This window comes from Nocardiopsis dassonvillei subsp. dassonvillei DSM 43111, assembly GCF_000092985.1.
In the GTDB taxonomy this organism is placed as follows: domain Bacteria; phylum Actinomycetota; class Actinomycetes; order Streptosporangiales; family Streptosporangiaceae; genus Nocardiopsis; species Nocardiopsis dassonvillei.
Genome location: NC_014210.1, coordinates 2,527,256 through 2,551,584, shown reverse-complemented (window position 1 = coordinate 2,551,584; position 24,329 = coordinate 2,527,256). Strand labels below are relative to the sequence as shown.

Annotated in this window: 24 protein-coding genes; 8 read left to right on the top strand and 16 right to left on the bottom strand. The window is 73.2% G+C overall.

Going from position 1 to position 24,329, the window contains the following annotated elements; all coding sequences use genetic code 11:
• Position 1: 1 nt before the first annotated feature.
• Together NDAS_RS10545 and NDAS_RS10540 are read right to left on the bottom strand one after the other, a co-directional pair.
• Positions 2-868, bottom strand: a complete 867-nt coding sequence (locus tag NDAS_RS10545) for an ABC transporter protein (protein WP_013153162.1) — start codon at positions 866-868, stop codon at positions 2-4.
• Entirely contained in the window at positions 865-1,782 is a 918-nt protein-coding gene (locus tag NDAS_RS10540) for an ATP-binding cassette domain-containing protein (protein WP_013153161.1), read from the bottom strand. The genes NDAS_RS10545 and NDAS_RS10540 overlap by 4 nt, the downstream gene beginning before the upstream one ends.
• 237 nt (positions 1,783-2,019) lie before the next feature.
• Here NDAS_RS10540 and NDAS_RS10535 point away from each other — a divergent pair, with 237 nt between their 5' ends.
• Entirely contained in the window at positions 2,020-3,027 is a 1,008-nt protein-coding gene (locus NDAS_RS10535) for an exonuclease domain-containing protein (RefSeq protein WP_013153160.1), read from the top strand.
• A 159-nt stretch (positions 3,028-3,186) separates the two neighbouring features.
• On the opposite strand, the gene NDAS_RS10530 is transcribed toward NDAS_RS10535, so the two are convergent.
• On the bottom strand, positions 3,187-4,335 hold the full coding sequence (locus NDAS_RS10530; RefSeq protein ID WP_013153159.1) for a baeRF2 domain-containing protein: 1,149 nt from the start codon (positions 4,333-4,335) through the stop codon (positions 3,187-3,189).
• A 276-nt stretch (positions 4,336-4,611) separates the two neighbouring features.
• On the opposite strand from NDAS_RS10530, the gene NDAS_RS10525 reads away from it, so the two are divergent.
• A complete protein-coding gene (locus NDAS_RS10525) occupies positions 4,612-5,484 on the top strand; it encodes a helix-turn-helix domain-containing protein (protein ID WP_013153158.1) in 873 nt (290 codons plus the stop codon).
• Positions 5,485-5,547: 63 nt separating this feature from the next.
• Here the strand turns inward: NDAS_RS10525 and NDAS_RS10520 are convergent, their stop codons facing one another.
• The 3 genes from NDAS_RS10520 to NDAS_RS10510 form a co-directional block, all read right to left on the bottom strand.
• Positions 5,548-6,339 (bottom strand): alpha/beta fold hydrolase, encoded by a 792-nt coding sequence (locus tag NDAS_RS10520; protein WP_013153157.1) that lies wholly within the window; start codon positions 6,337-6,339, stop codon positions 5,548-5,550.
• Between the two features lie 287 nt (positions 6,340-6,626).
• Complete coding sequence (locus tag NDAS_RS10515; RefSeq protein WP_013153156.1) at positions 6,627-7,904, bottom strand: MFS transporter; 1,278 nt, start codon at positions 7,902-7,904, stop codon at positions 6,627-6,629.
• Positions 7,905-8,143: 239 nt separating this feature from the next.
• On the bottom strand, positions 8,144-8,731 hold the full coding sequence (locus NDAS_RS10510; RefSeq protein ID WP_013153155.1) for a TetR/AcrR family transcriptional regulator: 588 nt from the start codon (positions 8,729-8,731) through the stop codon (positions 8,144-8,146).
• Between the two features lie 107 nt (positions 8,732-8,838).
• On the opposite strand from NDAS_RS10510, the gene NDAS_RS10505 reads away from it, so the two are divergent.
• Positions 8,839-9,021 carry a hypothetical protein gene (locus NDAS_RS10505; RefSeq protein WP_013153154.1) on the top strand — a complete coding sequence of 61 codons (183 nt, stop codon included), beginning with the start codon at positions 8,839-8,841 and terminating at the stop codon, positions 9,019-9,021.
• Between the two features lie 108 nt (positions 9,022-9,129).
• On the opposite strand, the gene NDAS_RS10500 is transcribed toward NDAS_RS10505, so the two are convergent.
• Positions 9,130-9,627, bottom strand: coding sequence for a MarR family winged helix-turn-helix transcriptional regulator (locus NDAS_RS10500; protein WP_013153153.1), 498 nt, complete (start codon positions 9,625-9,627; stop codon positions 9,130-9,132).
• A 605-nt stretch (positions 9,628-10,232) separates the two neighbouring features.
• On the opposite strand from NDAS_RS10500, the gene NDAS_RS10495 reads away from it, so the two are divergent.
• Positions 10,233-11,477 (top strand): transposase, encoded by a 1,245-nt coding sequence (locus tag NDAS_RS10495; RefSeq protein ID WP_232051666.1) that lies wholly within the window; start codon positions 10,233-10,235, stop codon positions 11,475-11,477.
• Between the two features lie 58 nt (positions 11,478-11,535).
• On the opposite strand, the gene NDAS_RS10490 is transcribed toward NDAS_RS10495, so the two are convergent.
• Positions 11,536-12,165, bottom strand: a complete 630-nt coding sequence (locus NDAS_RS10490; protein ID WP_013153152.1) for an NAD(P)-dependent oxidoreductase — start codon at positions 12,163-12,165, stop codon at positions 11,536-11,538.
• Between the two features lie 321 nt (positions 12,166-12,486).
• On the opposite strand from NDAS_RS10490, the gene NDAS_RS10485 reads away from it, so the two are divergent.
• A complete protein-coding gene (locus NDAS_RS10485; RefSeq protein WP_013153151.1) occupies positions 12,487-14,103 on the top strand; it encodes an alkaline phosphatase D family protein in 1,617 nt (538 codons plus the stop codon).
• A 67-nt stretch (positions 14,104-14,170) separates the two neighbouring features.
• Here NDAS_RS10485 and NDAS_RS10480 read toward each other — a convergent pair whose 3' ends face one another.
• The 4 genes from NDAS_RS10480 to NDAS_RS10465 all read right to left on the bottom strand — a co-directional run bounded on the left by NDAS_RS10480 (position 14,171) and on the right by NDAS_RS10465 (position 17,730).
• Positions 14,171-14,776: a Uma2 family endonuclease gene (locus NDAS_RS10480; RefSeq protein ID WP_013153150.1), complete on the bottom strand. Its 606-nt coding sequence runs from the start codon at positions 14,774-14,776 to the stop codon at positions 14,171-14,173.
• Positions 14,777-14,859: 83 nt separating this feature from the next.
• A complete protein-coding gene (locus tag NDAS_RS10475) occupies positions 14,860-15,561 on the bottom strand; it encodes a metal-dependent transcriptional regulator (protein ID WP_013153149.1) in 702 nt (233 codons plus the stop codon).
• Positions 15,562-15,811: 250 nt separating this feature from the next.
• Positions 15,812-16,651, bottom strand: coding sequence for a class I SAM-dependent methyltransferase (locus NDAS_RS10470; protein WP_013153148.1), 840 nt, complete (start codon positions 16,649-16,651; stop codon positions 15,812-15,814).
• A 212-nt stretch (positions 16,652-16,863) separates the two neighbouring features.
• Positions 16,864-17,730, bottom strand: coding sequence for an NAD(P)-dependent oxidoreductase (locus NDAS_RS10465; protein WP_232051665.1), 867 nt, complete (start codon positions 17,728-17,730; stop codon positions 16,864-16,866).
• Between the two features lie 91 nt (positions 17,731-17,821).
• Between NDAS_RS10465 and NDAS_RS10460 the strand changes: the two genes are divergently transcribed.
• A complete protein-coding gene (locus NDAS_RS10460; RefSeq protein WP_013153146.1) occupies positions 17,822-18,403 on the top strand; it encodes a TetR/AcrR family transcriptional regulator in 582 nt (193 codons plus the stop codon).
• Between the two features lie 76 nt (positions 18,404-18,479).
• Here the strand turns inward: NDAS_RS10460 and NDAS_RS10455 are convergent, their stop codons facing one another.
• From NDAS_RS10455 to pabB, 3 genes are all read right to left on the bottom strand, one after another.
• Positions 18,480-18,872, bottom strand: coding sequence for a nuclear transport factor 2 family protein (locus NDAS_RS10455; protein WP_049800369.1), 393 nt, complete (start codon positions 18,870-18,872; stop codon positions 18,480-18,482).
• 56 nt (positions 18,873-18,928) lie between these two features.
• The gene (locus NDAS_RS10450) at positions 18,929-19,546 is read right to left on the bottom strand and encodes a DUF4291 domain-containing protein (protein WP_013153144.1); all 618 of its coding nucleotides are present in this window, start codon (positions 19,544-19,546) and stop codon (positions 18,929-18,931) included.
• A 64-nt stretch (positions 19,547-19,610) separates the two neighbouring features.
• The gene (pabB, locus tag NDAS_RS10445; protein ID WP_013153143.1) at positions 19,611-21,674 is read right to left on the bottom strand and encodes an aminodeoxychorismate synthase component I; all 2,064 of its coding nucleotides are present in this window, start codon (positions 21,672-21,674) and stop codon (positions 19,611-19,613) included.
• A gap of 152 nt (positions 21,675-21,826) precedes the next feature.
• On the opposite strand from pabB, the gene NDAS_RS10440 reads away from it, so the two are divergent.
• Positions 21,827-22,075 (top strand): SHOCT domain-containing protein, encoded by a 249-nt coding sequence (locus NDAS_RS10440; RefSeq protein ID WP_013153142.1) that lies wholly within the window; start codon positions 21,827-21,829, stop codon positions 22,073-22,075.
• A 4-nt stretch (positions 22,076-22,079) separates the two neighbouring features.
• Here NDAS_RS10440 and NDAS_RS10435 read toward each other — a convergent pair whose 3' ends face one another.
• Positions 22,080-23,507 (bottom strand): sugar porter family MFS transporter, encoded by a 1,428-nt coding sequence (locus tag NDAS_RS10435; protein WP_013153141.1) that lies wholly within the window; start codon positions 23,505-23,507, stop codon positions 22,080-22,082.
• Between the two features lie 194 nt (positions 23,508-23,701).
• Between NDAS_RS10435 and NDAS_RS10430 the strand changes: the two genes are divergently transcribed.
• Positions 23,702-24,313 (top strand): HAD family hydrolase, encoded by a 612-nt coding sequence (locus NDAS_RS10430; protein WP_013153140.1) that lies wholly within the window; start codon positions 23,702-23,704, stop codon positions 24,311-24,313.
• Positions 24,314-24,329: the final 16 nt, after the last annotated feature.

Genomic DNA, 24,329 nt, shown 5'->3' with positions numbered 1-24,329 from the left:
CTCAGGCGTCCCGGAGCCGGAGCACCAGGGCGCCCGCCGCCAGGCTCGCCGCGGTCCAGTACACGAGCACCGCGCCGCCCGCGGCGGGCGTGAGCGCGTGGTCGAACCGCCCGATCACGAAGGCGCTGTCCACGAACGAGATCCCGGCGAGGAACGGCATGCGCCCGGCGAGGTAGACACCCACCTCGCTGCCCATCAGCAACAACATCACCGGCAGGCCCAGAATCAGCATGAACACCGTGGTCAGCGCCGCGGCGGCCGACCGCAGCGCGGAGCCGACCCCCACGGTGGCCACGGCCACGGCGGTCAGGTACACGGCCGTGCGCACCACGTCCGCGGCGGCCTGCCCCGGGTCCAGGGTGCCGTACCCCTCCAGGTAGGGGTGCCGCATCACCAGGTGCGCCAGAAGCGTACCGACCGCCCCCGTCACCAGCGACGCCGCGAACACGGTGGCGGCCACGGCCAGGGCCTTCGCCGCGAGCACGCGCACCCGCACCGGGACCGCCTGGAGGGTGGGGTGGATGGAGCGGGAGGAGTACTCGGAGGTGATCACCGGAAGCGCCACGGCGATGACGGCGAACTGCACGGCCCACACGGCGGCGTAGACCGCCATCTCCGACGCCGGGATCTCGGCGGTCGGCAGGTTCCCGTTCTGCATGTTGCCGACGGTCGAGACCGCCGCGCCCGGCGCCACCACGGCCATGAGCAGCAGGGCCGCGGCCAGGCCCCACCAGGTGGAGCGCACCGAGCGGAGCTTGACCCACTCGGCCGAGGCGGCCGCGGCCAGGTCGGACAGGGCCCGGGCCGGGCCGGGGGCGCGGTCGGCGGAGGGGGCCGGGGGCTGCCCGGTCGTGGTGGAGGTCGTCACGGTCGGCTCCTGTTCGCGGTGGTGTACTGCACGCTGTCGGCGGTCAGCTCCCGGTAGGCCTGCTCCAGGGACGCGTCGCGCGTGCTCAGCCGGTGCAGGGCCACCCCCGCCCGGTGGGCCAGTTCCCCGACCCGTTCGACGGGTACGCCGGTGACCACCAGTTCGCCCGGGCCGGGGCGCTCCACCCCGGCCCCCTCCGCCTCCAGCGCGGTGACCAGGTCCTCGGGGTGGGGCGCGCGCACCAGCACGGCCGTCCACGCGCTGTTGCCCAGCACCTCGGCCAGGGGCGCGTCGGTGATGAGCCTCCCCCGGCCGAGCACCACCAGGTGGTCGGCGGTCAGCTGCATCTCGCTCATCAGGTGGCTGGAGACGAACACCGTGCGCCCCTCGTCCGCGAGGGAGCGCATCAGGTCGCGGATCCAGCGCACGCCGTCGGGGTCCAGGCCGTTGACGGGCTCGTCGAACAGCAGCAGACCCGGATCGCCCAGCAGGGCGGCGGCGATGCCCAGGCGCTGGCTCATACCCAGGGAGAAGGCCCCCGCGCGCCTGCGCGCCGCCTCGGCCAGCCCCACGGCCTCCAGCACCTCGTCCACGCGGCGGTCGGGGATGCGGTGGGTGCGGGCCAACCCCAGCAGGTGGGAGCGGGCGCTGCGTCCGGGGTGCACCGCGCGGGCGTCCAGGACGGCGCCCACGTGGTGCAGGGGCCGGTCCAGCTCCCGGTAGGGGCGGCCCCCGACCAGGGCCTGTCCGGCGGTGGGCCGGTCCAGGCCCAGCACCATCCGCATCGTCGTGGTCTTGCCCGCGCCGTTGGGACCCAAGAAGCCGGTCACCCGGCCGGGGCGGACCTCCAGGTCCAGCGAGTCCACGGCGAGCGTCTCCCCGTAGCGCTTGGTCAGTCCCCGCAGGGTGATCATGTGCGGTCCTCGTCTCGTCGTTCGTGCGGCGGTGACCACGTTAGGAACTCGGACCCCGGCCGGGCCATGGTGCGTACCGCCAGGTCGGGTGCGGTGCGCGCCAGGGCGGGGGTGGGGTTTTCCTCAGGGAGGGGACGAGGCCGCGCCGTCGCCGCCGGACCGGTGGGGCCGTTTCGTCCCCGAAGGCGTTCGGGCCCGGATAGCCTCGGTCCGTTCCCCGTTTGCAGGAGGTGCGCGGTGTCCCGGACCTGGACCGCGATCGACTTCGAGACCGCCAACCACGACCGCGGCAGCGCGTGCGCGGTCGGCCTGGTGCGGGTGCGCGACGGCGCGGTCGTGGACCGGTACACCACGCTGATCCGGCCGCCGAGGCAGGTGGACTTCTTCTCCCGCCACAACATCGCCGTGCACGGCATCACCGCGGCCGACGTCGCCGACGCCCCCTCCTGGGAACAGGCGCACGCGCGCATCGTGGAGTTCGCCGACGGCGGCCCCCTGGTGGCGCACAACGCCGCCTTCGACATGGGGGTGCTGCGCCAGGCCTGCGGACACACCGGGCTGTCCCACCCGGCGTGGGAGTACGCGTGCACGCTGGCGCTGTCCCGGCGCACCTGGAGCGGGCTGCCCGACCACAAGCTGCCGACCGTGTGCGCCCACATCGGGCACCGGGTGACGCACCACCACCGAGCCGACGCCGACGCCGAGGCCGCCGCGCGCATCGTGATCGCCGCCATGGAGCGCTACGGCACCCCGTCGCTGGCCGACCTGACCCGTGCCGCGCGGACGGACCTGCGCCGGGTGGAGGCCTTGCCCGGGAGCGCGGTGCCCGCCCCGGTCCCGGCCGCCGCCGCGCCCGTCCAGCCCGCGCTGCTCGCCGCGTCCGCCGCGGCTGCCGCGCCCGAGGACCGGTTCGGACGGTGGCAGCGCGACGCCCGGACGCCGCTGCCCGAGCCCTCCCCGGACGCCGACCCCACCGGGCCGCTGTACGGGCGCACCGTGTGCGTCTCCGGCGACCTGGAGTCCATGGACAAGCCCGAGGTGTGGCGGCGCGTGGCCGAGGCGGGCGGGCGGCCCGCCAAGAACGTCACCAGGAAGACCGACATGCTCGTCCTCGGGGGCCACGGCGGCCCCGGAAAGACCGCCAAGCACCTGCGGGCCGAGATCTACCGCGAGCGAGGCCAGCGCATCGACCTGGTCACCGAGGCCGAACTGCTGGCCCTGCTGGGGATGACCACCCGCCCCTGACCGGGGCGCGCCCCGCGTCCGCGGGCCTGAGGACGGCGGTGGTCACCGACGTGCGCTTTCCGGCCGGGGCCGCCTGACGCCGGGTGCCGCGCCGCGCCGGTCCGTGCGCACGGGGCCGCCCGCGCCCCGGGACGGACGCGGGCGGCCCCGTGGAGTCGTTCAGACCCTCTCGTTCGGCGACGTGGGAAAGCGCAGGATGGCGCCGTTCTCGTTGCTGGTGTGGCCGTGGTCGAGGACCTCGCCGAAACCGGCGTCGGCGGCCATCGCCGAACGCAGCATCAGCGCGCTGGCCGGTGCCCGGAACGCCGCGTCGGGGTCGTCCAGGTCCGCCGGGTTCTTCGACACCAGCACCGGCTCGCCCGGTGAGCCCCACAGCTCGGGTTCGCCGTCGCGGTCGGCGCCCAGCAGCAGGGTGCGCACTCGCGCCTCCGACAGCATCGGCAGGGTGGGCTCGGTGCCGCGCACCGCCTGGTCGTTGGCGAGTTTCTGGTGGTAGTCGGCGATGATGTCGTCATGGCCGTCGATGACGAAGTCGCGCAGCGCCTCCGCCGCGGCCGCGTGCAGGCGCTCCTCGGCGTCGGGGCCGCCCCGTCCGCCGGCCACCAGCCTGATCGGGATGCTCAGCTTGCGCTCGCCCAGGTTGTCGCGCAGGTAGGCGATGGCCTCCTCGTCACCGCCGACGAAGATGATCCGGGCGTCCACCTCGGCGACGGCCTCGCGCACCTGCTGGGCGATCCGGGCGGTGTTCTCCCGCCAGGTCTCCATGGGGTAGTGCTTGCCGTCGAAGCGGCCGTTGTACCCGCTCAGGACACCGGGCCCGCCGCGGCCCATCGGGTCGATGTTGCGCAGGTCGGCACCGGAGAAGTCCTTCTCGGAGGCCGGTTCGCTGGAGGGGTGGCCGGTGTAGGAGAACACCTTGGCGTTGACCCGGTCCAGCGCCACCAGGACGTAGGGCAGGTAGCGCCCCCGGTCCACGACCACGGGAAGGGGATCGGGAACCGGCATGCGCAGGGCGCGGCTCTGCGCGGGCGGTTCGGAGAGCGTGTACGCGCCGAGCAGACGCCCCTCGGAGGCGAACAGGGAGTGGCCGTGACTGCCGAAGGCCCGGGAGGACCCGTCCCTGACCGCCTGTTCCAGCACGTCCAGGGTCGCCTTGTCGGTGCCCAGCGAGGAGAGTTCGTCCCGCAGGTGGCGCCAGCGCAGTTCGAGTTCCTTGCCGGCGTCGGTCCTGTCGCGGCTGGTGTCCAGGTGCACCGAGGCCACCGGAGCGTCGCTCTCGTACAGAGGTCGCAGAAAACCCAGGTCCATGTGTCCGCGGGGCGTGTGTCCCCGCCCCGCCCACCTCCTTCTCGGGGTCGGTCTGCGGGCCATCCTCGGGCCCGTGATGCTTGCCTCGGGGCACGCCACGTCGGCACAGACGCGCTTCTTGCCCAAGGATTTCCTGTCCTTGGACGGGCCCCCTACCCCGTCGGCCGCCGGACATGGGCGGAGAGGGACAACGAACTCACAGAAGAGGGTCGCCGGCTGTCGGGCGCGGAGGGGACCCGCGTCGCTAGCGTCGGTGACGCAGCAGAGGAGGGCACCATGCTGGACCGGCTCAACCGGGCCCTGGAGAAGGTCGAGGAGGACACCGGGCGGCCGGTGGACGTGGCGGAGATGGCGCGGATCGCGCTCACCTCCGAGCACCACCTGCGCCGCCTGTTCTCGGCGCTGGCGGGGATGCCCCTGTCGGAGTACGTTCGGCGGCGCAGGCTCACCCTCGCCGGGGCCGAGGTGCTCGGGGGCGGCGACAGCCTGCTCGACATCGCGGTGCGCCACGGCTACGGGTCGGCCGAGGCCTTCGCCCGGGCCTTTCGCGCCATGCACGGTGTGGGGCCGGGCGAGGCGCGCCGGACCGGCGCGGTGCTCGTCTCGCAACCGAGGATGTCCTTCCGCCTGACCGTCGAGGGGAGTACCACCATGCGTTACCGGATCGTGGACAAGGAGGCCTTCCGCCTCGTGGGCCCCAAGGCACGGGTGCCGATCGTCCACGAGGGCCGCAACCACGCCATGGAGGAGTTCGTCAGGAGCCTGGACAAGGGGGTCCGGGCGCGCGTCGCGGAGCTCTCCGACCAGGAACCGCGCGGTGTCCTGGGCGTCACCGCCGCGCTGTCCCCCGACCGCGGGGAGGGGAGCCTGATCGACTACTACGAGGCCGCGGCGACCTCCGCCCGTGGCGCGGAGGGCATGGAGGCGCTGGAGGTGCCGAGCGGTACCTGGGTGGTCTTCCCCAAGTCGGTGCCCGTGGAGCGGTGCCCCGAGGGGTTGCAGCACATGTGGGCGGACGCCTTCGGCCGGTGGTTCCCCTCCAACACGGCCTACCGGGTCACCGAGGGGCCGGAGATCCTGCGGGTCTCCTACACCGAGGACGGCGCCACCGCCGAGGCCGAGCTGTGGCTGCCCGTCGAGCGCCTCTGACGCGCCCCCGCGGCCCAGCGAGGGCGCGCGGCCGCTGACGGGACCGGCCGTGGCGGCCGTTTCCTAGACGCGGGTGCGGCAGCGGTCCAGGAAGCGGCGCAGCACCTCGTTGAACCGCTCGGGCCGCTCCAGGTTGGGCAGGTGCCCGGCGCCCTCGATGATCTCCACGACCGAGTCCGGCACCAGCACGTGCATGGACTCGGTGAGATCGGGCGGGGTGAACACGTCGTGCTGGCCCCCCACCAACAGGGTCGGCGCGGACACCCGGCGCAGCAGGGGCGCGTAGTCCTGGCGTCTGGCGCGGCCCAGCAGGGCGGCCGCCGCGCCCTCGGGCGGGGCGGCGTACATCATCGCGCGCACGTGGTCGGCCACCGCGGGCAGTTCGCGCACGTTGTCGGCGGTCATCATGCCCACGAGCACCTCGTCGCCGTAGCCGCGCATGCCCTCGGCGCGCAGCCGCTCGGCCAGCGCCACGCGGGCGGCACGGCCCCGCTCGGTCTCGGCGCTGGGGTTGGTGGCCGCCAGGGTCAGCGAGTCGACGCGGTCGGGGAAGAGCCGGTACAGCTCCAGGGCGATCTGGCCGCCCATCGACAGCCCCACCACGCTCACCACGTCCAGGCCCAGGTGGTCCAGGAGCGCGTCCAGGTCGCGGGCGAAGGTGTCCAGGGTCGTGGTCCCGGGGACGACGGTGCTGCTCCCGTACCCGCGCAGGTCGGGGGCGATCACCCGGTAACCACGTCCCGCCAGGGCCCTGACCTGGGGTTCCCACATGGTGCGGTCGAAGGGGTGACCGTGGATCAGGAGGGTGGGGTACCCGGCGCCGCGGTCGGTGTAGGTGACGTTGATCCCGCGCACGGAGGCGATGCCCGGGCCTTCACTGCTCGCCGTGTTCGTCGTCTGATGTGCCACAGGAACCGATGCTATTCAGGCGTGCAAGGGCCCTGGCCACCGAGGGTCCCCCAGAGCCGGGTCACGGCCGGGCCGTAGGTGGTCCCTCGACACCTACGGCCCGCGGGTGGTACCGCGTCCCGCCGTTCTCGGGCGCGGTACGGCGTGGCGGGCGCGCCCGCCACACGGCGCCGGACGCGGAGCGTCCGGCTACGGGGAAGACGCGCCCGGACGCCGTCGGGTTCGGACGCGGTTCACCGCCGCGCCTCCCCCTTCCGGTCAGGGGAGCGGCGGACCGGACGGGCCCCGCGGGTACCGCGGCCCAGGAAGAGCGCCGCCACCAGGTAGGGCAGTGCGAACAGGGCGAACGCCAGGGCGTGCCCGGTCACCGCGAACACCCCCGCGTACAGCAGGTAGGAGGCCGTGGTGAGGGCGTCGGTGCCCAGACCGGCCAGGGAGGTGACGGTGGCCCGGCTCGACCCGGTGATGCGGTCCTGCAGGCGGGCGTCGGCGACCACGCCCGCGGTCTGGCACAGGCCGAAGCCCACGCCGATCAGCACCCATCCCACCGGGCCGTCCAGCAGGGCTCCGGCGGCGATGGCGGGCGCGGCCAGGCCCACCAGGACGGCCAGGGCCCGTACGGGCAGCCGGGAGGCGGGCCCCGCCAGCAGCCCGCCCAGGAGCACGAAGGCCCACACCACCAGGACCGCCACGGGAACGGTGGCGGCGGGGACGCCGGACTCGGCGACGAGCAGGGGGACGTACTCGTCCAGCGCCTCCCAGAACGCGGTCACCGCGACCACCAGCACGATCGCGCCGCGCACCCGCCGGCTGGAGCGGGCCTCGGCCAGTCCGCCGCGCAGGGCGTCCAGGTAGCCGGAGGGCCCCTCCTCCGCTTCCCCGGCCCCCGCGGCGCCGTCGGCGGAGGCGGGGCCGCCCTCGGCGGCGCGGTGCTCGGGCAGGGCCAGGGCCGCCAGGGCGCACAGCACGCAGACGGCGACGCTGGCCGCGCCGACCGCCGCGTAGCCGCCGTGGGCCATGACGGGGATGGCCAGCAGGGTGGCGGCGCCGACGGCGGCCACGTCCAGGGCGCGGGTCACGCCCATGACCCGGGCGTAGCGGTCGGACGCGTCGCGGCGGGCGAGTTCGGTGTAGACGAGGGCTTCGAGGGAGCCCGAGGACAGCGCGCCGCCCGCGCCCCACAGGACGAAGCCGAGCGCGAAGGTCCAGTAGCCGGGCCACAGCAGCCACAGCACGAACGCGCACGCGGCCAGGAGCGGCGCGGCGGCCAGCAGGTAGCGCCTCGGCACCACGTCGGCCCAGGCCCCGGCGGGGACGGACGCGAGGACCGAGGACAGTGACCAGATCACGAACAGGGAGCTGATCTGGGCGACGGTCAGGCCGGTCTCGTCGAACAGCAGCGCGTACAGCGGGTAGAGGAGGACGAACTCCCCCAGGGCCGCGTAGGCGTACAGGGGTCGGGTCAGACGGGACGCGCGCATGCCGGGGGCACGCGGGGACAGAGTGGTCATGGAGGTCTTTCGGTCGAGCGGAGACGGGCACCGGGGCGGGGACCGCCCGGGGTGGACCGCGTGCTCGGACCGAGGACCGGCTGGGGACTTAATGTCGCTGGAACATGCCTCCAGGATAGGGGTGCGCCAGCCGCAGCGACAGGGGGTGTGGACAACCCGGTCACGGACGTCGTACACGGGTGCGCGGGGCCGCCGAGCGGGCCCGAGTGCCCGCACCCGCGGCCCCGCGCTCGCAGCCGTCAGTCCGCGCGGCCGGGGCCGGGGACGATGTGCTCGACCACGTCGGTCACCAGGTCGTGAAACCGGTCCTGGGAGAAGAGGTCGGGCAGGGTGAGCCGCTCCAGGATGAGCCAGTTCAGCGCCAGGTAGAGCAGGACGACGGTGGACGCGTCGCCGGGCATGCCGGACTCGGTGTGGAAGGCGATGTTGGCGTCCAGGTCGGCGCGGACGCGCTCGGTGAGCAACTGGCGCAGCTCCGGTCGGCGGGTGGCCTCCAGCCGCAGTTCCAGCAGGGCCAGGTAGCCGGAGGGGAAGTCGGTGAGGCGCCCCACCATCTCGTGCATCAGCTCGGCGACCCTGTCGCGGTCGCGCGGTCCCGCCTGGGCCGCGGCGATCACGTTGTTGTCGGGGTCCAGACGCTCGTAGAAGCGGTGGCCGACCTGGGTGAGCAGGTCGTCGCGGTTGTTGAAGTAGTTGGACGCCGTGCCGTTGGGGACGGCCGCCTCGGTGTCCACGGCCCGGAAGGTCAGCCCCCGCGCGCCCTCGCGGGCGAGCACCTCGATGGCCGCGTCGAGCAGGGCCGCCCGGCGCGCCGGATTCTGCCTCATGTCGGTTCTCTCCTCAGAACGAAGTTGACACCACTTCGAGCGTAGTACTATGTTCTTACCACTCCACACAGAGTACTACGGAGTGAGTAGAACTGAGAGGAAACCCCATGCGTGCCGATTCCCTCCGCCTGGACCTGACCGCCGCGCCGTCCGCCGAGGTCCGCCCGAAGATCACCCTGCCCTTCACCCCTCCCCAGCCCCAGCCCCGGCGCAGGTACCGCGACGAGATCCCCAAGCCCCGTTCGGTGCGGCGCGCCAGGCCGCTGCCCAAGCCGGGCGGCGTCCGCTGAGCCCCGACCGCCCCGTGGGGGCCAGGGGGAGCGCGCGGGCTCGTGCGCGACCGCACGTGAGCGCCGGGAGCCCCCTGGCAAGGCGGACGTCCCCGGAGGGGGCGCGGGTCAGATCCCGTGCAGCTCGCGGGCCCAGGCCTCCAGCCCGGCGGCGAACCCCTCCCGTTGCTCCGGAGAGAGCCGGTCGAAGGCCCGCAGCAGGGTCCGGGCTCGACTGGCCACGAACGCGCGCATGAGCTCGCGGTGCTCGTCGGCCAGCGACACCAGGGCGCGCCGCCGGTTGGCGGGGTCCTCGCGGCGCACCACCAGCCCCACCCGGGACAGGTCGCCGACCAGTTCGCTGACGGTGGAGGGGCCCACCCCCAGACGGGAGGAGAGTTCGCCCATGCCGAGTTCCTGGCCGTGGACGAGCTGGGACAGCACCGCGCCGTGTCGGGCGGTCAGGTGGTGGTCGGTGAACAGCCGCCGCAGTTCGGCGGGCATCTCGGCGTGGGCGCGGCGGTAGTAGGTCTCGATCAGGGGCACGAAGCGCAGTGCCCCCTCCACCGCCGCGCGGTCCGGAACGCGCGTGTCGTCGGCCTCTTGCCGGCCCGCCCCCTGCTCCATGCGCCGATGCTACCGGGGGTTGTTGCTGTTGGATCGGGAAGCCACTCAAGCGCACACAAGGGCACAGGAGTGAGCCCCTACTGCTGCCGAAAAGCGGTGTGTGTCCTCACTCCGGTGAATGGCCCGCCGGGGAAATTCCGTCCGAGGAGTTCGTTGATTCTCCGGACAAGCGCCCCCGGTCCTGGCTACGGTCGTCTCGAACACAGAGACGAAACCGGCAGGATCGGGAGGTGGGAAGGGATGGCGGGTACTGGCGCGCGGCGGTTGCGGTCGATCGCTGACCCGTTCCTGGCCCCCGCACCGACCGGGGTGAGTGTGCGTGACCGGCTCAAGGGCCTCACCCCACGGGACGAGACGGTCCTGCGGGCGGTGGGCGCGCACCTGGGGTCCTTGGCTTCCACGGACCTGGCCGCCCGGTGTGCGCATGGCACCAACCACGACAAGGACGCCTGGGCGGCCCGCAAACGGGAGTTGACCCCTGAGTCCTCGTCGCGGTGGGCCGGAGCCCTGACCAGGGCCTCGAACGAGCAGTGGGCGCTGGCCCGCCGCAGCCAACTCGCCCACCTACACCGCCTCAAACGGGGATCGACACCCTGCGCCACCGGTTGTCCCAACCCCTCAAAACCCCGGGCACCCGGGGCGCGCCGGGCGGGTACGCCTCGCGTCAGGAGTGGCACGCCAAGTCCCGACGCCTGACCACCCTGGAACATCGCCATGCGGCGGCGGTGGCCGCCTGGGAGGAGGGCCGTGTACGGGTGGTGCGCGGCGGCAAGCGGTTGCTGCACAGCCGCCACCACCTGGAGCGGGCGCAGCTGACCGAGGCCGGATGGCGGGCCCGGTGGGAGGCCGCACGCTTCTTCCTGTCCGCTGATGGTGAGTCCGGCAAACGCCACGGCAACGAGACGATCCGTATCACCCCTGAGGGGCAGGTCAGTATTCGGTTGCCCGCCCCGTTGGCGCATCTGGCCAACGCTGCCCGTGGTCGGTATGTGCTCTCAGGCCGGGTGGTCTTCGCCCACCGGGGCGCCGAGTGGGCTGATCGGGTCGAGGCCGATGGGGCGGTGGCCTACCGCATCCACCTGGATACGGATCGGGGCCGGTGGTATGTGAGCGCGTCCTGGACCCTGCAGGCGGTGCCTGCCCTGCCTATGCAAGCGGCGCTGGCCCACGGGGTGATCGGGGTGGACGCCAACGCCGACCACCTGGCCGCCTGGCGACTCGACACCCACGGCAACCCGATCGGGAACCCGCACCGCTGTGAGTTCGACCTGTCCGGCAGCGCGTCCCACCGGGACGCGCAGGTGCGTTATGCCCTGTCCCGGCTGCTGCGCTGGGCCACCGCGAGCGGTGTGCGGGCCATCGCCGTGGAGGACCTGGACTTCGCCCGCGAGAAGTCCCGGGAAAAGCATGGACGGCGTAAGAAGTTCCGGCGGCTGGTCAGTGGTTTTCCCACGGCTCGGCTGCGGTCCCGGTTGGTGTCGATGGCCCACACCCTGGGGGTGGCGGTCATCGCCGTGGACCCCGCGTATACATCAAGGTGGGGTGCCCAGCACTGGCAGCGACCCCTGACCACCAAATGTAGGAAGGTCTCCCGGCACGATGCGGCCAGCATCGCGGTCGGGCGGCGCGCTCAGGGCTACCCGGTCCGGCGTCGGACGGCACCGCCCCCACACCACCAGGGTGATGGTGTGGGGCATCGGACCGTCCAGGCCGCACCGGGTGGTTCCGGGCGTGAGGGAAACCGCCCACCCGTGACGGAGCGTGCACACGATGCGCGTGGCCGGACGGGGCAGGAACGCGGTGACCCAGCCCATCCAGCACCGTTCGGGATGGGTGCGGTGCCAGCGTGACCCCCCGGGGTCACGTCTGATCACTGTTCAGGAACGGTGTGACGTGGTCGTTCGGGGCTCAGTCGGCGACGCCGACGGCCCGGCGCACGGTGGCCGGGTCGTCCAGGACCCGCAGCAGCGCGTGCGCCAGGTCCGCGCGCGAGATCCGGTAGCCGGAGGGCACGTTGCGGTCCAGGGCCAGGCGGTACTCCCCCGTGGCCGGGGCGTCGGTCAGCTGGGGCGGGCGTACGACGGTCCAGGCGGCGCCGCTGGCCTCCAGGGCGGCCTCCATCCGCCCCAGGTCGAGGTAGGCGTCGCGGAAGAGCCTGCCGATCAGCGGCATGAGCAGCCGCTGCGGCAGCGGTCCGCCCGGCTCCTTCGGGCCGACGGGTGAGGCGCTGACCACGGCCAGGCGTGTGGCGCGGTCGTCCTCCAGCGCGCTCAGCACCGCGCCGGTCCAGGTGGTGGCGGGAAATCCGCCCTTGGCGCTCGCGGCCAGCGCCGAGACCACCGCGTCCGTCGCGGAGAGCAGGGAGCGCAGCCGGTCGGGTTCGGGGACGGGCATCCGGACCGTCTCCAGGCGCTCGTGGGTGACGGGCAGCCGCGCCGGATCGCGGACCAGGGCCGTGACCCGGTGTCCCGCGTTCAGGGCCTGGTCCACGACGTGGCGCCCGGTGCCTCCGGTGGCGCCCAGGACGGTGATGCGCATGCTGACTCCTCGGGGGGTGGCGGGGAGGGCCTTCTGGAACCCATCTTATTTCGGGTGCCCGAAGTATCCGTTCGGGGTGGGCTTCCCGCGCGCGGACGGCCGCCGTCCGCGCGCGGCGCGACGAGTTTTCCGGTCCTCCGGCGTGTTGCGGGCCTGACCTGCGCCGCAACAGGCTGTCACCTGTTAGTCACGCTAAGGGGTCCAACGTTCACCACCCGGTGGTTGGGACGTTCCGCTCGCCATGGCCGGATAGAAGCGACGGTCCCCCGCCCGGCCCGACAGAGGGTCGGGCTCCCCCGCGACCCGATCAGGAGACCGCCCATGCCGGGAACCCCTCGCACCCCCGCCCCCCTTCCCGTCCCCGACCCGACCGTCAGCAGCACCACACGGCGCCAGGCCCTGGTCGGCGGCGCGGCCACTCTGGGCGCCGTCGCGCTGGGCGCCTCCTGGAGTCCCGGCGTGCGGGCCGACGCCTCCGTCCGCGCCGACGCCCCCGCCCGGTCGGGCGGCATCGGTGAGCCCTTCACCCTGGGCGTCGCCTCCGGCGACCCCTTCCACAGCAGCGTCGTGCTCTGGACCCGTCTGGCCCCCAACCCCTTCGCCGAGGACGGACTGGGCGGCATGCCCGACCGGCGGGTGGAGGTCGAGTGGCAGGTCTCACGGGAGGAGGGCTTCGGTCTGCTCTCCGCCTCCGGAACCGTGGAGACGGGCCCCGACGCCGCCCACTCGGTGCACGTGGAGGCGCAGGGGCTGCGGCCCGGCACCGAGTACTTCTACCGGTTCCGCGTGGGCAACGAGATCAGCCAGGTCGGCCGTACCAGGACCGCCCCTCCCCCCGGGATCCGCACGGACCGGTTCTCCTTCGCGTTCGCCAGCTGCCAGAGCTACACCGCCGGGCACTACAACGCCCACGCGCACCTGGCCGAGGAGGACCTGGACCTGGTCGCGTTCCTGGGCGACTACATCTACGAGACGGGCGGACAGGGGAGCCTGGGCCGGGGCCACCTCCCCGACCGGGAGGTCCGCACCCTGGCCGAGTACCGCGTGCGGCACGCCCAGTACAAGAGCGACGCCAACCTCCAGGCCGCGCACGCCGCCTTCCCGTGGGCGGTGGTCTTCGACGACCACGAGCTGGAGAACAACTGGGCCGACGACCGCTCCAACGGCGAGGATGTCCCGCCCGAGGAGTTCCTGCGCCGGCGCGCCCAGGCGCTGAAGGCCTACCACGAGCACATGCCGCTGCGCTTCGCCCAGACGCCGGTCGGCCCCGACATGCAGCTCTACCGCAGACTGGCCTTCGGCGACCTGGTGGACATGCACCTGCTCGACACCCGCCAGTACCGCGACCCGCAGGTGTCCGACGCCGAGCGCGGCGACCCCTCGCGCACCCTGCTCGGCGCCCGGCAGAAGCAGTGGCTGCGGGAGGGGCTGTCCTCGTCGCGGGCCCGCTGGAACGTGCTCGCCCAGCAGGTGTTCTTCTCCCAGCGCGACTTCGCCGAGGGCGGGGCGACCGACTTCAGCAACGACGCCTGGGACAACTACCTCGTGGACCGCGACGAGGTCCGCGACCAGCTGGCGCGCACGCGCAACGGGGTGGTGATCACCGGGGACGTGCACGCCAACTACGTGTGCGACGTCAAGGCCGACTTCGACGCCCCCGAGTCGCCGACGGTGGCCACCGAGCTGGTGGGCACGTCCGTCACCAGCGGCGGCGACGGCACCGAACAGGCCCCCGGCGACGAGGTTCAGCTGCGGGAGAACCCGCACATCAGGTTCGTCAACCGCAAGCGGGGCTACGTGCGCAACGTCGTCACGCCCACCGAGTGGACGGCCGACTACCGCGTCGTGGACCACGTGAGCGAGCCGGGCTCGCCCATCCGCGACCGTGCGCGGTTCGTGATCGAGGACGGCGTGGCGGGCGTGCGCATGGAGGGGTGAACCCTGACACGGGCCCGGACGGCGGGTGCGCGCCACCCGCCGCCCGGCCAGGGACGGGGGGACCGGCTCAGCGGCGCTGGATCTCGGTCAGGTCGATGTCGACGGGGAAGGGCCGGGAAGTCTTGAGGCGCTGTCGGTGGACGGTCGGCCTGGTGTAGCCGCCGGTGGGCGCGAGTTCGTGCACGTAGACCACGGCTTCGCCCCGGTCCTGCTCGATCAGCCAGAAGTTGGGGATACCGGCCTCGGCGTACAGCTGCGGTTTGCGCTCACGGTCGCGCAGCTCCGACTCGGGAGAGACCACCTCGACCACCAGTTCCACCGCCTCGGGTGCGAACCAGGTCTGTTCCGTCCCCCCGGTGGCCTGGGCCTGTACCAGGATGAGGTCGGGTTCGGGCCTTTGCCGCGGACCGAGTTTGAGGGTCATCTCCCTGCGCACGCGCAGGCGGTCGGGGGCCTGCTCGAACAGGCGAGTGTCCAGGACCGAGAGCACGACCGTGTGGAAGTTGCGTTGAGGGGTCACCAGTACCAGGCTTCCGTCGATGAGTTCGGTGTGCGGCGGAAGATCCGGGATGCTGTCCAGGTCGTCGGCGGTGAATCCCTCCGGAGGCGGGGTCAGCGGCTCGTACCGGGATCCGGTGGAGGACTGGCGTTCGGCCACAGGGGAAACGGGCATGTCGCTGCCTCCGGTCGTCGGATCGTTCTCGTCACCCACGGTAGCCACGTCCTTCGGGTAGCGACGGCGTTTCCGGGAAAGTCCTACCCCTGGTCGTCGGGGCTGATCCACAGTGCCTCGGCGGCCACCAGACCCAGGGCCTGGGAGCGCTGGGGAGCGCCCGCGTCGGCGCCCACGGTGATCTGCATCGACCCGGCGTAGGGGCGGCGCTCGGCCACCTCCACCCGCATCCCGATGCCGATCTCGATGTCGGCCAGGTAGCGCAGCAGGTCGGGATCGGTGTCGTTGACGCGCACGATCACGCCGCTGACGCCCTTCTCCGCCTCCGACAGCAGCAGGCTCTCGCGCTCGACGATGTGGCCGTCGCGGGTGGGGATGGGGTCGCCGTGCGGGTCGACCACGGGGTCGCCCAGGTGGTGGGCGATGCGGTCGACGAACTTGTCCGAGACCACGTGTTCGAGGATCTCGGCCTCGTCGTGCACCTCGTCCCAGGAGTAGCCCAGCTCGGCGACCAGGTAGGTCTCCAGCAGACGGTGGCGGCGCAGCACCGACAGGGCCGCCTTGGTGCCCGGCTCGGTGAGGTTGACCGCGCCGTAGCGCCGGTGCTCCACCAGGCCCAGTTCGCTGAGTTTGCGCAGCATCCCCGACACCGAGGAGTTGGACACCGACAGGCGCTCGGCCATGCCGGAGATGGTCACCGGCCCGTTGCCGCGTTCCTGGAGGTCGTAGATGACCTTCACGTAGTCCTCAACCGACGTGGACGGTCGTGTCGGTGCGTTGTCCATGATCCCAACCGTATCGCGGACGGCTCACCGGCCACCATGTGCGCATCGGCCCTGTGGACAACCTCAGGCGCGGTACTCCCGGGCGTCCGGAGCCGGCGCGGGACGGCCGCGCCGACGGGGGCGCCCGGCCGCCGAGGGTCGCGTGCTGGCTCCGCTCCGGCCGGTGCTCTTCGACGGGAGCGGGGAGTGGTACGCACGCCGTCGCCGCGTTCCCCTGTCCCTGCTGTTGGCGGGGCGGCTCGCGTGGGGGTCACCCAGGGCGGCGCGCGACCACCGAGAAGTTCAGCGGGATCCTGGGGGCGCCCTCGGGCAGCCGCCACCCCTGCGGGCACTCCACCAGGCCGGAGAAGGCGGGCCAGTCCATGAACGGGTGCTCTCCGAGCGCCTCGACGACCAGCCCGGCCTCCAGCAGCGCGCCCGTCACCTCCGCCAGGTCGTGGCGCCACTCGTGGTTGACGGTCTGCGTGATGGAGTCCGTGGGTCCGTCGGTGTAGGTGGCCGCGTCCTCGTAGACGTTGGCGCCCCCGCCGCTGAGGTAGTCGCCGCTCACCTGCCACGGTTCGAAGTCCATGGCGCCCAGGATCGGGTGGTCGTCGCGGATCGCGAACACCCCGCCCGGTTCCAGCAGGTCGTGGATCGACCGGGCCCACGAGCGCAGCTCGGGCAGCCACACGATCGTCCCGGCGCTGGTCACGATCACCTCGAACGTGCGGTCGATGACCCGGGAGGCGGTGCGCGCGTCGCCCTCGACCCAGGTGACGTCGGCGCCGACGGCGTCGGCGATGCGCCGGGCGTGGGCCAGCGAGTTCGGCGACAGGTCCAGGCCGTGGACGTCCACGGCGCCCAAGCGGGCCCAGCAGACGGTGTCGGTGCCGATGTGGCACTGCAGGTGCAGCAGCGACCTCCCCGCCACCGTGCCGCCCTCCAGGTGGGGCGCGAGTACCGCGAGGTCGTTGCGCACGACCGGGGAGGGGCGGGAGGGGTCCGCGATCAGCCCGTCGACGTCGTACATCGCGGACCGGGCGTGGACGTCGGCGCGCTGGTCCCAGTTCGCGCGGTTCTGGGCGATCGCCCTGTCGTGCTCGCTCACGTCTGGCCGCCTCGCTCCGTGTACTCGGGAAGTGGTGCGCACGGGCGGCGCCCGCCCGCACCGGTGTCCTGCCCGCCGGGGGACGGGGTCCCCCGGCCGTCGGACGCGCCGCCCGATGGTACAGCTCGGCGCGCCCGCCCCGCCGGGATTTTCCGGGCGCCCGCCGGCCCGGAGGCGATCGCCTCCGGGAGGCGCGCTCCGGGCCCGGGGTGTCAGCCCCTCAGCACCTCGGTCAGGCTCGTCAGGCTGTCCCCGCCGCGCCCGGCCGCGACCCCTCTGCGCATCACGTCCAACACGGCGGCGGGCAGGGAGCCGTCCACGCCGGAGGCCTCCACCGTGTGCAGTACGTGCTCCATGCTGGCCGCGGCCATGGTCAGGCGGTCCACGTCGCCCCCGTGCTCGCCCGCGTCGACGCGCGGCGCGTAGAACTCCAGGAAGTACCGGAAGTCCATGGTCTTCAGGGCGATGGGAAGGAACTCCCGCGCCGAGACGCCGTTGGCCGAGGCCGTGGCCTGGGCGTGCACGTAACCGACCAGGCCCGTCCAGAACATGTCCATGCCCAGTTGGTAGAACAGCGCGGCCAGACCGGGGTCATCCCCCAGGTACTCGATGCCCGTCAGCACCTCCAGGGCGGACCGGTGGGTCTCGACGGCCTCCTTCGGGCCGCTGTAGTAGGTCATGGCGTCCGTGCCGCCGATGGCGGGCGGCGGGACCTGGACCCCGCCGGTGACCTGTACGGCTCCGCGCCCGGCGGTCCAGCGCGCCGCCTCGCGGACGCGGTCGGGGGTGTCGGAGCTGAGGTTGACCAGGGTGCGCCCGGCCAGCGCCGACGGGTCGGCGGTGCCGAGGACGTCGTACATCGCTGCGTAGTCGGTCAGGCTCAGCACCACGAGCCGGTTCGCCCTCAGCGCCGCCTCCGCGCTCTCCGCCCGCACGGCGCCCCTGGCCACCAGCGGGTCGGCCCGGTGGGCGGTGCGGTTCCACACCGTCACCGCGTAGCCGCTGTCCAGGTAGGCGTCGGCCATGGCCCGGCCCATGGGGCCCAGGCCGATCACGGTCACCGATCCGGTGCTCATCATGCCCTCCACATTTCTAAAACGAACGTTCTACTCAGCCTTGGAGACAGTAGCACAGTCCTAGAACGGACGTTCTATTCACTAGGCTGGGCGCATGAGGACCCAGCACGAGATCGGTACGAGGGAGCGGATCGTCCGGGCGACCTCCCGCCTGATGCAGAGGCAGGGCTACGGAGCCACCGGACTCAAGGAGATCTCCCGTGAGGCCGAGGCGACTTTGGGCTCGGTCTACCACTTCTTCCCCGGGGGCAAGCGGGAGCTGGCGGTCGAGGCCGTCCGCCACGGGGACGAGGAGTTCGCCCTGGCCCTGCGCGAGGTGTTCGCGCGCGTGGACGACCCGGCCGAGGCGATCGTCGCCTGCACCCGGGACCTGGCCGCGGGGCTGCGCGCCTCCGGCTGGCTCGACGGCTGCCCCATCACCACCGTGGCCCTGGAGAGCGCCGGACTCGACCCCGACATCCAGGAGGCCGCCGCGCGGGCCTTCGAGAACTGGCGCGGCCTGGTCCGCGACAAGCTGCTGCGCTCCGGGTTCGGGGAGGAGGACGCCCACGAGCTCGCGCACACGGTGGTCGCCGCCCTGGAGGGGGCCGAGATGTCCGCGCAGGTCTCCCGGAGCGAGGCGCCGCTGGAGATCGCCGGAAGGCACCTGGCCCGGCTGGTCGACTCCTACCGCTGAGGGCGGCGGTCCCCGACCGCCGACGCGGCCGGACGCGTGTCCCGCGCCGCGCGCATGGCGGTGCGGGCTCGGCGTTTCAGGGCGCGGGCGTGCCCTGGTGGTAGTACAGCCGCCACGCGCCGTCCGCGTTGCGGCGCCACAGGGAGCTGCGCAGGGCCCGCGCCCCGTCGGCCTCGGTGGCGTAGGTCAGGTGCACCAGGTCCGGGGCGAGCAGCCGCCCCACCATGTCGCCGACCCGCACCCGGCGCCGTTGCGGCCCCGTCGTGTCCGGGCCGTCCATGGAGGGGAGCTCGGTCAGCATCGTCTCCCGGTCCCAGCGCCTGCCCGATCTGCCCACCTCGGTGAACTCGGGGTCCAGCAGCTCCCCGGCGAGCCTGCGCGAGGCGCGCACGTGGGGTTCCAGCAGCCGCAGCTCCCCCTCGATCACCCGCTGGACCGCCTCGCCCGCCCCGTCTGCGGCTCCGTACACAACCGACCCCCGTCCGAGCTGTCCGACCACGGCGACACCGACCGGGCGGTGCGCGGTCACACCGCGGCGTCGTGTTCACGGGCGGGGCGCAGGTGGTCCAGCTCCCCCTGCGCGACAGGGTAGGGGCGCTCGGCGGGCAGCAGCCGGGCCGCCGCGGCGGTGTCCCCCTCCTGGACCAGGGTGTGCACCCGGCGCGCGAGGGGGGTGACGTCGGTGATCGAGACGATCCACTCGTCCGCGTAGCGCCGCGCGGCCTCGCCCGCCAGCCCCAGTTGCAGGGAGCGGTGTTCCAGCGGGGACAGGTACAGGTCGCGCTCGGGGTCCCACTGCACACGGGCCGGCGCCTCGCGCAGCCGCGCGCGCCAGGTCTCCCGGTCGGGGTGGACGGCGGGCGCGTGGTGCGACAGGCACGCGTTGCGCAGCGCCCACGCGAAGCCCGCTCGGGTGATCTCCACCGCCAGCACGGTCTCCTGGTCCCTCTTCAGCCCCCATCCCGAGCGATACATCGCCCACATGAACGAAGGCTTGATCCAGGTCATGCGGTCGCGCTTCCAGGCGGAGGGGAAGCGTCCCTCGCGCGCGGCGGCCAGCCCGAGCGAGGGGGCGTAGGCCTGGTAGACGGTGACCGTGCTGTCGGTGTGGAGCGCGCGGATCTGGTGCCTGGGGACGTCCATGGGCCCAGCGTGGTGTCCGGGAACCGGGCGAGGCAAGCGGTTTTCCGCCCACGCCGGGGACCGGTCAGCGGGCGCGGGCGGGCACGTCGGCCTTGAGCAGCATCTCCTCGTACTCCTCCTCGGGATCGGAGTCCAGCACGACCGCTCCGCCCGCGCCGATGGTCAGCTCGCCGCCGCTGAGCACGGCGGTGCGGATGACGATGCTGAGGTCGGCCGCGCCGGAGGAGGACACGTAGCCCAGCGCGCCGGAGTAGACCCCGCGCGCGGAGGTCTCCAGGCGGTCGAGGATGCGCATGGTGCGCTCCTTGGGCGCGCCCGTCATCGACCCGCCGGGGAAGCAGGCGCGGACCGCCTCCACGGCCGACACCCGCGGGCGCAGCACGCCCCGCACGGTGGAGACCAGCTGGTGCACGGTGGCGTAGGACTCGGTGTACATGAACGCGGGCACCTCGACGCTGCCGACCTCGCACACCCGCCCCAGGTCGTTGCGGAGCAGGTCGACGATCATGAGGTTCTCGGCGCGGGTCTTGGCGCCGGTGCGCAGCTCCCGGGCCGCGCGCGCGTCGGCGGCCGGGTCGGCGTGGCGCGGCGCGGTGCCCTTGATGGGGCGGCTCTCGGCCGCGCGGTCGCCGTCCACGCGCAAGAAGCGCTCGGGCGAGGCGCTGAGCACGCTCGTGGGCCCCAGCCGCAGCAGGGCGGCGTAGGGCGCGGGGCTGGCCGCGCGCAGGCGGCGGTAGGAGTCCAGGTCTCCCCCGTCGTGGGGCAGGCGGACCCGGTTGGTCAGGCAGATCTCGTAGCTCTCCCCGGCGGTGAGCTCGGCCAGGCACTCCTTGACGTCGGCCACGTAGTCCTCGCGCGGGCGCTCCAGCAGGCGGGCCAGGTCGGCGGACGGGGCGGCGGGGACGGGTGCCGACAGCGGCGGCAGGTCGGTGAGGGCGGTCAGGGTCGCGTCGAGCCAGGCGTCGCCGCCGGGGAGGTCGTCGGCGCACACCGCGTAGGTGCGGTCGCGGTGGTGGTCGACGGCCACGAACCGGTCGCAGCGCAGCCACACCGCGTCGGGTTCGGACGAGGTGTGGGCGCTGTCGCCGCCGCAGTCGGCCTTGAGCTCGTAGCCGAGGTAGCCGACGTACCCTCCTGTGAAGTCGAAGGGCAGGCCGGAGGGAGAGGGCGGGGGGAGGCGGCGGTCGAGGGCGTCGAAGACGCTGCCGGGCTCGCGGTGCTCGGTGCCGTCCGCGGCGCGCACGGTGACGGGGCCGCCGACGCGGTAGGTGAGCACCTCGCCGGTGGCGGCGCCGAGGAAGGAGAAGCGCGCGGGGCCCTCCGGACGGGAGCTGTCCAGCCAGAACGCGTACTCGGCGTCGCCGTACAGGCGGGCGAAGGCGGCCTCGGTGTCCACGGCCATGGGGAGTTCGCGCACACGGACGGTCGGAGCCCCCGCGGCCGCGGGGGCGTCGGGGCGCTCTCCGGGCACCGCCGTCGGGGCCTTCCCGCCCCGGGCGGCCGCGTCCCGTTCCGGGGGCGGGCCCGGGGGCGCGGCCGCCAGGGCGGTGTGCGGGCGGGCCAGGTCCAGGAAGTTCGCGACCAGCTCCGCGCCGTGCTCGCTGGCCACCGACTCGGGGTGGAACTGCACGCCCCAGCGGGGCAGCGTGCGGTGCTCCAGGCCCATGACCACGCCGTCCTCGGCCCATGCGGTGGCCGTCAGCGTCTCGGGCAGGGGCTCGGGAACGGCCAGGGAGTGGTAGCGGACGGCGGTGAGGCCCTGGGGCAGGCCCGCGAACAGGCCCGCGCCGGTGTGCCGGATCCGGGACAGGTGGCCGTGGCGGGGCTGGGGGGCCGAGACCACGTCCGCCCCGGCCAGGTGGGCGATGGCCTGGTGGCCCAGGCACACCCCCAGGACGGGCAGCCGGGTGCGGGCCAGGAGTTCGGGGACGCGGCCCAGGTCGCGGGGGTTCTGGGGGCGGCCCGGGCCCGGTGAGACGACCACGGCGTCCAGGTCCGCCGGGTCGAGCCGGTCCCAGCGGGGGTCGTCGTGGGTGAGCACCGCCGGGGTCCGGCCGAGGACGCGCGCCAGGAGCTGGAAGAGGTTGTAGGTGTAGGAGTCGTGGTTGTCCACGAGGAGGACGCGCATAACCACCCTTTTCGTCCGTATCCCGACAATCCAGGTTACGGCGATCCGGACGGGGCGGTTGTCCACAGGCGCGAAGGACTCCTGGAGAAGAACCCCGGTCAGGGGTACACAGGAAGGAGAGGAGCGTTTCTTCCAGGAGTGGGGAGCAGACGATGACCTACGTCATGGCCGCGGTCGTCATGATGATCATGGTGGCGCTGGGCGTCTTCTTCGTCGTCACGGTGGCGTCCGTGGCGGGCGCGGCCCGTGCCGACCTGGCCCGGCCGGGGCGTCGCCGGACCCCCGCCGCGCCCGCGCCGCAGGCCGTGGACGCGGCGGAGGAGGAGCTGCGGCTCAGATACGCGCGCGGCCAGATCGACCGGGAGGAGTTCCTCCAGCGCAAGATCGACCTGGAGCGCTGAACCCTCAGCCCCGCATCTCCTCCAGGGTCTTGCCGCGGGTCTCCTTCACGAACCTCAGCACGAAGAAGAACGACACCAGCGCGAAGAACGCGTACATCAGGTACGTGCCGCTCAGGCTCCAGTCGCGCAGGCTCGGGAAGCTCACGGTGATGAGCCAGTTGGTGAGCCACTGGGTCGCGGTGGCCACGCCCATCGCCGCGGCACGGATGCGCAGCGGGAACATCTCCCCCAGCAGCACCCACACGACCACGCCCCACGACAGCGCGAAGAAGAGCACGAACAGGCTGGCCGCGGTCAGCGCCACCGCGCCCCAGCCGAACGACAGCGTCACCTCCTCGCCCCGCACCACCGCGTGGTTGAAGGCGTAGGCGGCCAGCGCCAGCGCCACCGTCATCCCGGCCGAGCCCACCAGCAGCAGCGGCTTGCGGCCGACCCGGTCCACCAGCAGGATCGCCACGAACGTACCCACGATGTTCACGATGGAGGTGAACAGGCTCAGCAGCAGCGAGGCCGACTCCTCCACCCCCACCGACTGCCACAGCGAACTGGAGTAGTAGAAGATGACGTTGATCCCGACCAGCTGTTGGAACGCCGAGACGGCCATGCCGATCCACACGATGGGCAGCAGACCGTAGCGGCCGGTCAGGTCGCTCAGCCTGGGCCGGACCTCCGAGCCCAGCGCCTCGCGGATCTCCCCGATGCGCTTGTCCACCCGCTCGGCTCCGCCGCCCTCGACGTCGGCCAGGATGCGGCGGGCGCGTTCGGTCTGCCCCACGCGCACCAGGTAGCGGGGAGATTCGGGGATGAGCACGCTCAGCCCCAGGTAGACCAGGGCGGGCAGGACCTCGACGCCCAGCATCCACTGCCAGGCCTGGATCGGCCCCAGCATGCCGCTCGCGGTGCCGTCGGCCATCTGGGCGATGCCGTAGTTGACCAGCTGCGAGGCGGCGATGCCCAGCACGATGGCCAGCTGCTGCAACGACGCCAGGCGGCCGCGGTAGGCCGCGGGCGACACCTCTGCGATGTAGGTCGGGGCGATCACCGAGGCCAGGCCGATGGCGACACCGCCCAGGATCCGCCAGGCGGTCAGGTCCCACACGTTGAACGGCAGCGCCGAGCCGACGGCGCTGATCGCGAACAGCACACCGGCGATCTGCATGGTGCGGATGCGGCCGAGGCGGTCGGCCAGGGCCCCCGCGACCGCGGCGCCCACCACGCAGCCCAGGAGCGCGGCGGCGACCGTGAAGCCCAGCGTGGCGGGGCCCACTCCGAAGTACTCCTGGATGGCGGGTACCGCTCCGTTGATGACCGCGCTGTCGTAGCCGAACAGGAAACCGCCCATCGCCGCGGCCGCGGCGATCATCGTCACGTGGACGATGTTGCCCTCCCCCGCCGGAACCGACTCGTCCCCGGCCTGTCTGGCTCCGCTCACGTCTGGTGTCCCTTCCACGTCGCACAGTGCTCGTCCCCAGAGTGGACACGTCGGGAAGCCGAGGGTCACGGACAAAACGCCCACGGGCCAAAAGATGTCCATCGTTTGGCCCGCGACGTGTATCGGTCACGCGGTGCCCGACCGCGTACGATCTGGACGGGTTCCCGACGGTGCCGTGAGGAAGGTGTGTCCTGTTGACCGTGCTCTTCGACCTGTTCGGCGTCCTTGCCCGCCACCAGTCCGAGGAGGGCAGGGACCGGTTGGTCCGGATCGCGGGCGCACCAGCCCCGGCCTTCTGGGAGGCGTACTGGGCGCGGCGCCAGCCCTACGACCGCGCGGACGTGAGCGCCGCCGAGTACTGGCGCGGCGTGGGCGAGGACCTGGGCACGCGCTTCGACGGGGAGCGCATCTCCGCGCTCGTCGAGGCCGACGTCGCCAGCTGGAGCGCCGTGGACGAGACTATGGTCGCGCTGGTCGGGGAGCTCGCGGCCTCCGGCCGGCGGATCGGGCTGCTGTCCAACATCCCCGAGGAGTTGGCCGCCCACTACGAGGCGCACCACCCCTGGCTCGACCGCTTCCACGTGCGCGCCTTCTCCTGCCGTATCCGCCGAGCCAAGCCCGAACCGGGCGCCTACCGGTGGTGCCAGGAGGCCCTGGGCGTGGAGCCGGGGCGCATCCTCTTCGTCGACGACCGCGAGGAGAACGTCCGGGCCGCCGAGGCGCTGGGCATGGGCGGCCACGTGTTCACCGCCGCCGACGGGTTCCGCGAGGGCCTCGCGCGCTGGGAGTCCGCTCCGGCGGGCTGAGCCCCGTCCGCCGCGC

What these genes read in the sequence shown, in the direction of transcription:
- NDAS_RS10475 (WP_013153149.1), bottom strand. Translation starts at nt 15,561, where the DNA reads ATGGACAACGCACCGACACGACCGTCCACGTCGGTTGAGGACTACGTG.
- NDAS_RS10500 (WP_013153153.1), bottom strand. Translation starts at nt 9,627, where the DNA reads ATGGAGCAGGGGGCGGGCCGGCAAGAGGCCGACGACACGCGCGTTCCG.
- NDAS_RS10440 (WP_013153142.1), top strand. Translation starts at nt 21,827, where the DNA reads ATGACCTACGTCATGGCCGCGGTCGTCATGATGATCATGGTGGCGCTG.
- NDAS_RS10540 (WP_013153161.1), bottom strand. Translation starts at nt 1,782, where the DNA reads ATGATCACCCTGCGGGGACTGACCAAGCGCTACGGGGAGACGCTCGCC.
- NDAS_RS10525 (WP_013153158.1), top strand. Translation starts at nt 4,612, where the DNA reads ATGCTGGACCGGCTCAACCGGGCCCTGGAGAAGGTCGAGGAGGACACC.
- NDAS_RS10460 (WP_013153146.1), top strand. Translation starts at nt 17,822, where the DNA reads ATGAGGACCCAGCACGAGATCGGTACGAGGGAGCGGATCGTCCGGGCG.
- NDAS_RS10465 (WP_232051665.1), bottom strand. Translation starts at nt 17,730, where the DNA reads ATGATGAGCACCGGATCGGTGACCGTGATCGGCCTGGGCCCCATGGGC.
- NDAS_RS10510 (WP_013153155.1), bottom strand. Translation starts at nt 8,731, where the DNA reads ATGAGGCAGAATCCGGCGCGCCGGGCGGCCCTGCTCGACGCGGCCATC.
- NDAS_RS10505 (WP_013153154.1), top strand. Translation starts at nt 8,839, where the DNA reads ATGCGTGCCGATTCCCTCCGCCTGGACCTGACCGCCGCGCCGTCCGCC.
- NDAS_RS10490 (WP_013153152.1), bottom strand. Translation starts at nt 12,165, where the DNA reads ATGCGCATCACCGTCCTGGGCGCCACCGGAGGCACCGGGCGCCACGTC.
- NDAS_RS10485 (WP_013153151.1), top strand. Translation starts at nt 12,487, where the DNA reads ATGCCGGGAACCCCTCGCACCCCCGCCCCCCTTCCCGTCCCCGACCCG.
- pabB (WP_013153143.1), bottom strand. Translation starts at nt 21,674, where the DNA reads ATGCGCGTCCTCCTCGTGGACAACCACGACTCCTACACCTACAACCTC.
- NDAS_RS10480 (WP_013153150.1), bottom strand. Translation starts at nt 14,776, where the DNA reads ATGCCCGTTTCCCCTGTGGCCGAACGCCAGTCCTCCACCGGATCCCGG.
- NDAS_RS10530 (WP_013153159.1), bottom strand. Translation starts at nt 4,335, where the DNA reads ATGGACCTGGGTTTTCTGCGACCTCTGTACGAGAGCGACGCTCCGGTG.
- NDAS_RS10450 (WP_013153144.1), bottom strand. Translation starts at nt 19,546, where the DNA reads ATGGACGTCCCCAGGCACCAGATCCGCGCGCTCCACACCGACAGCACG.
- NDAS_RS10515 (WP_013153156.1), bottom strand. Translation starts at nt 7,904, where the DNA reads ATGACCACTCTGTCCCCGCGTGCCCCCGGCATGCGCGCGTCCCGTCTG.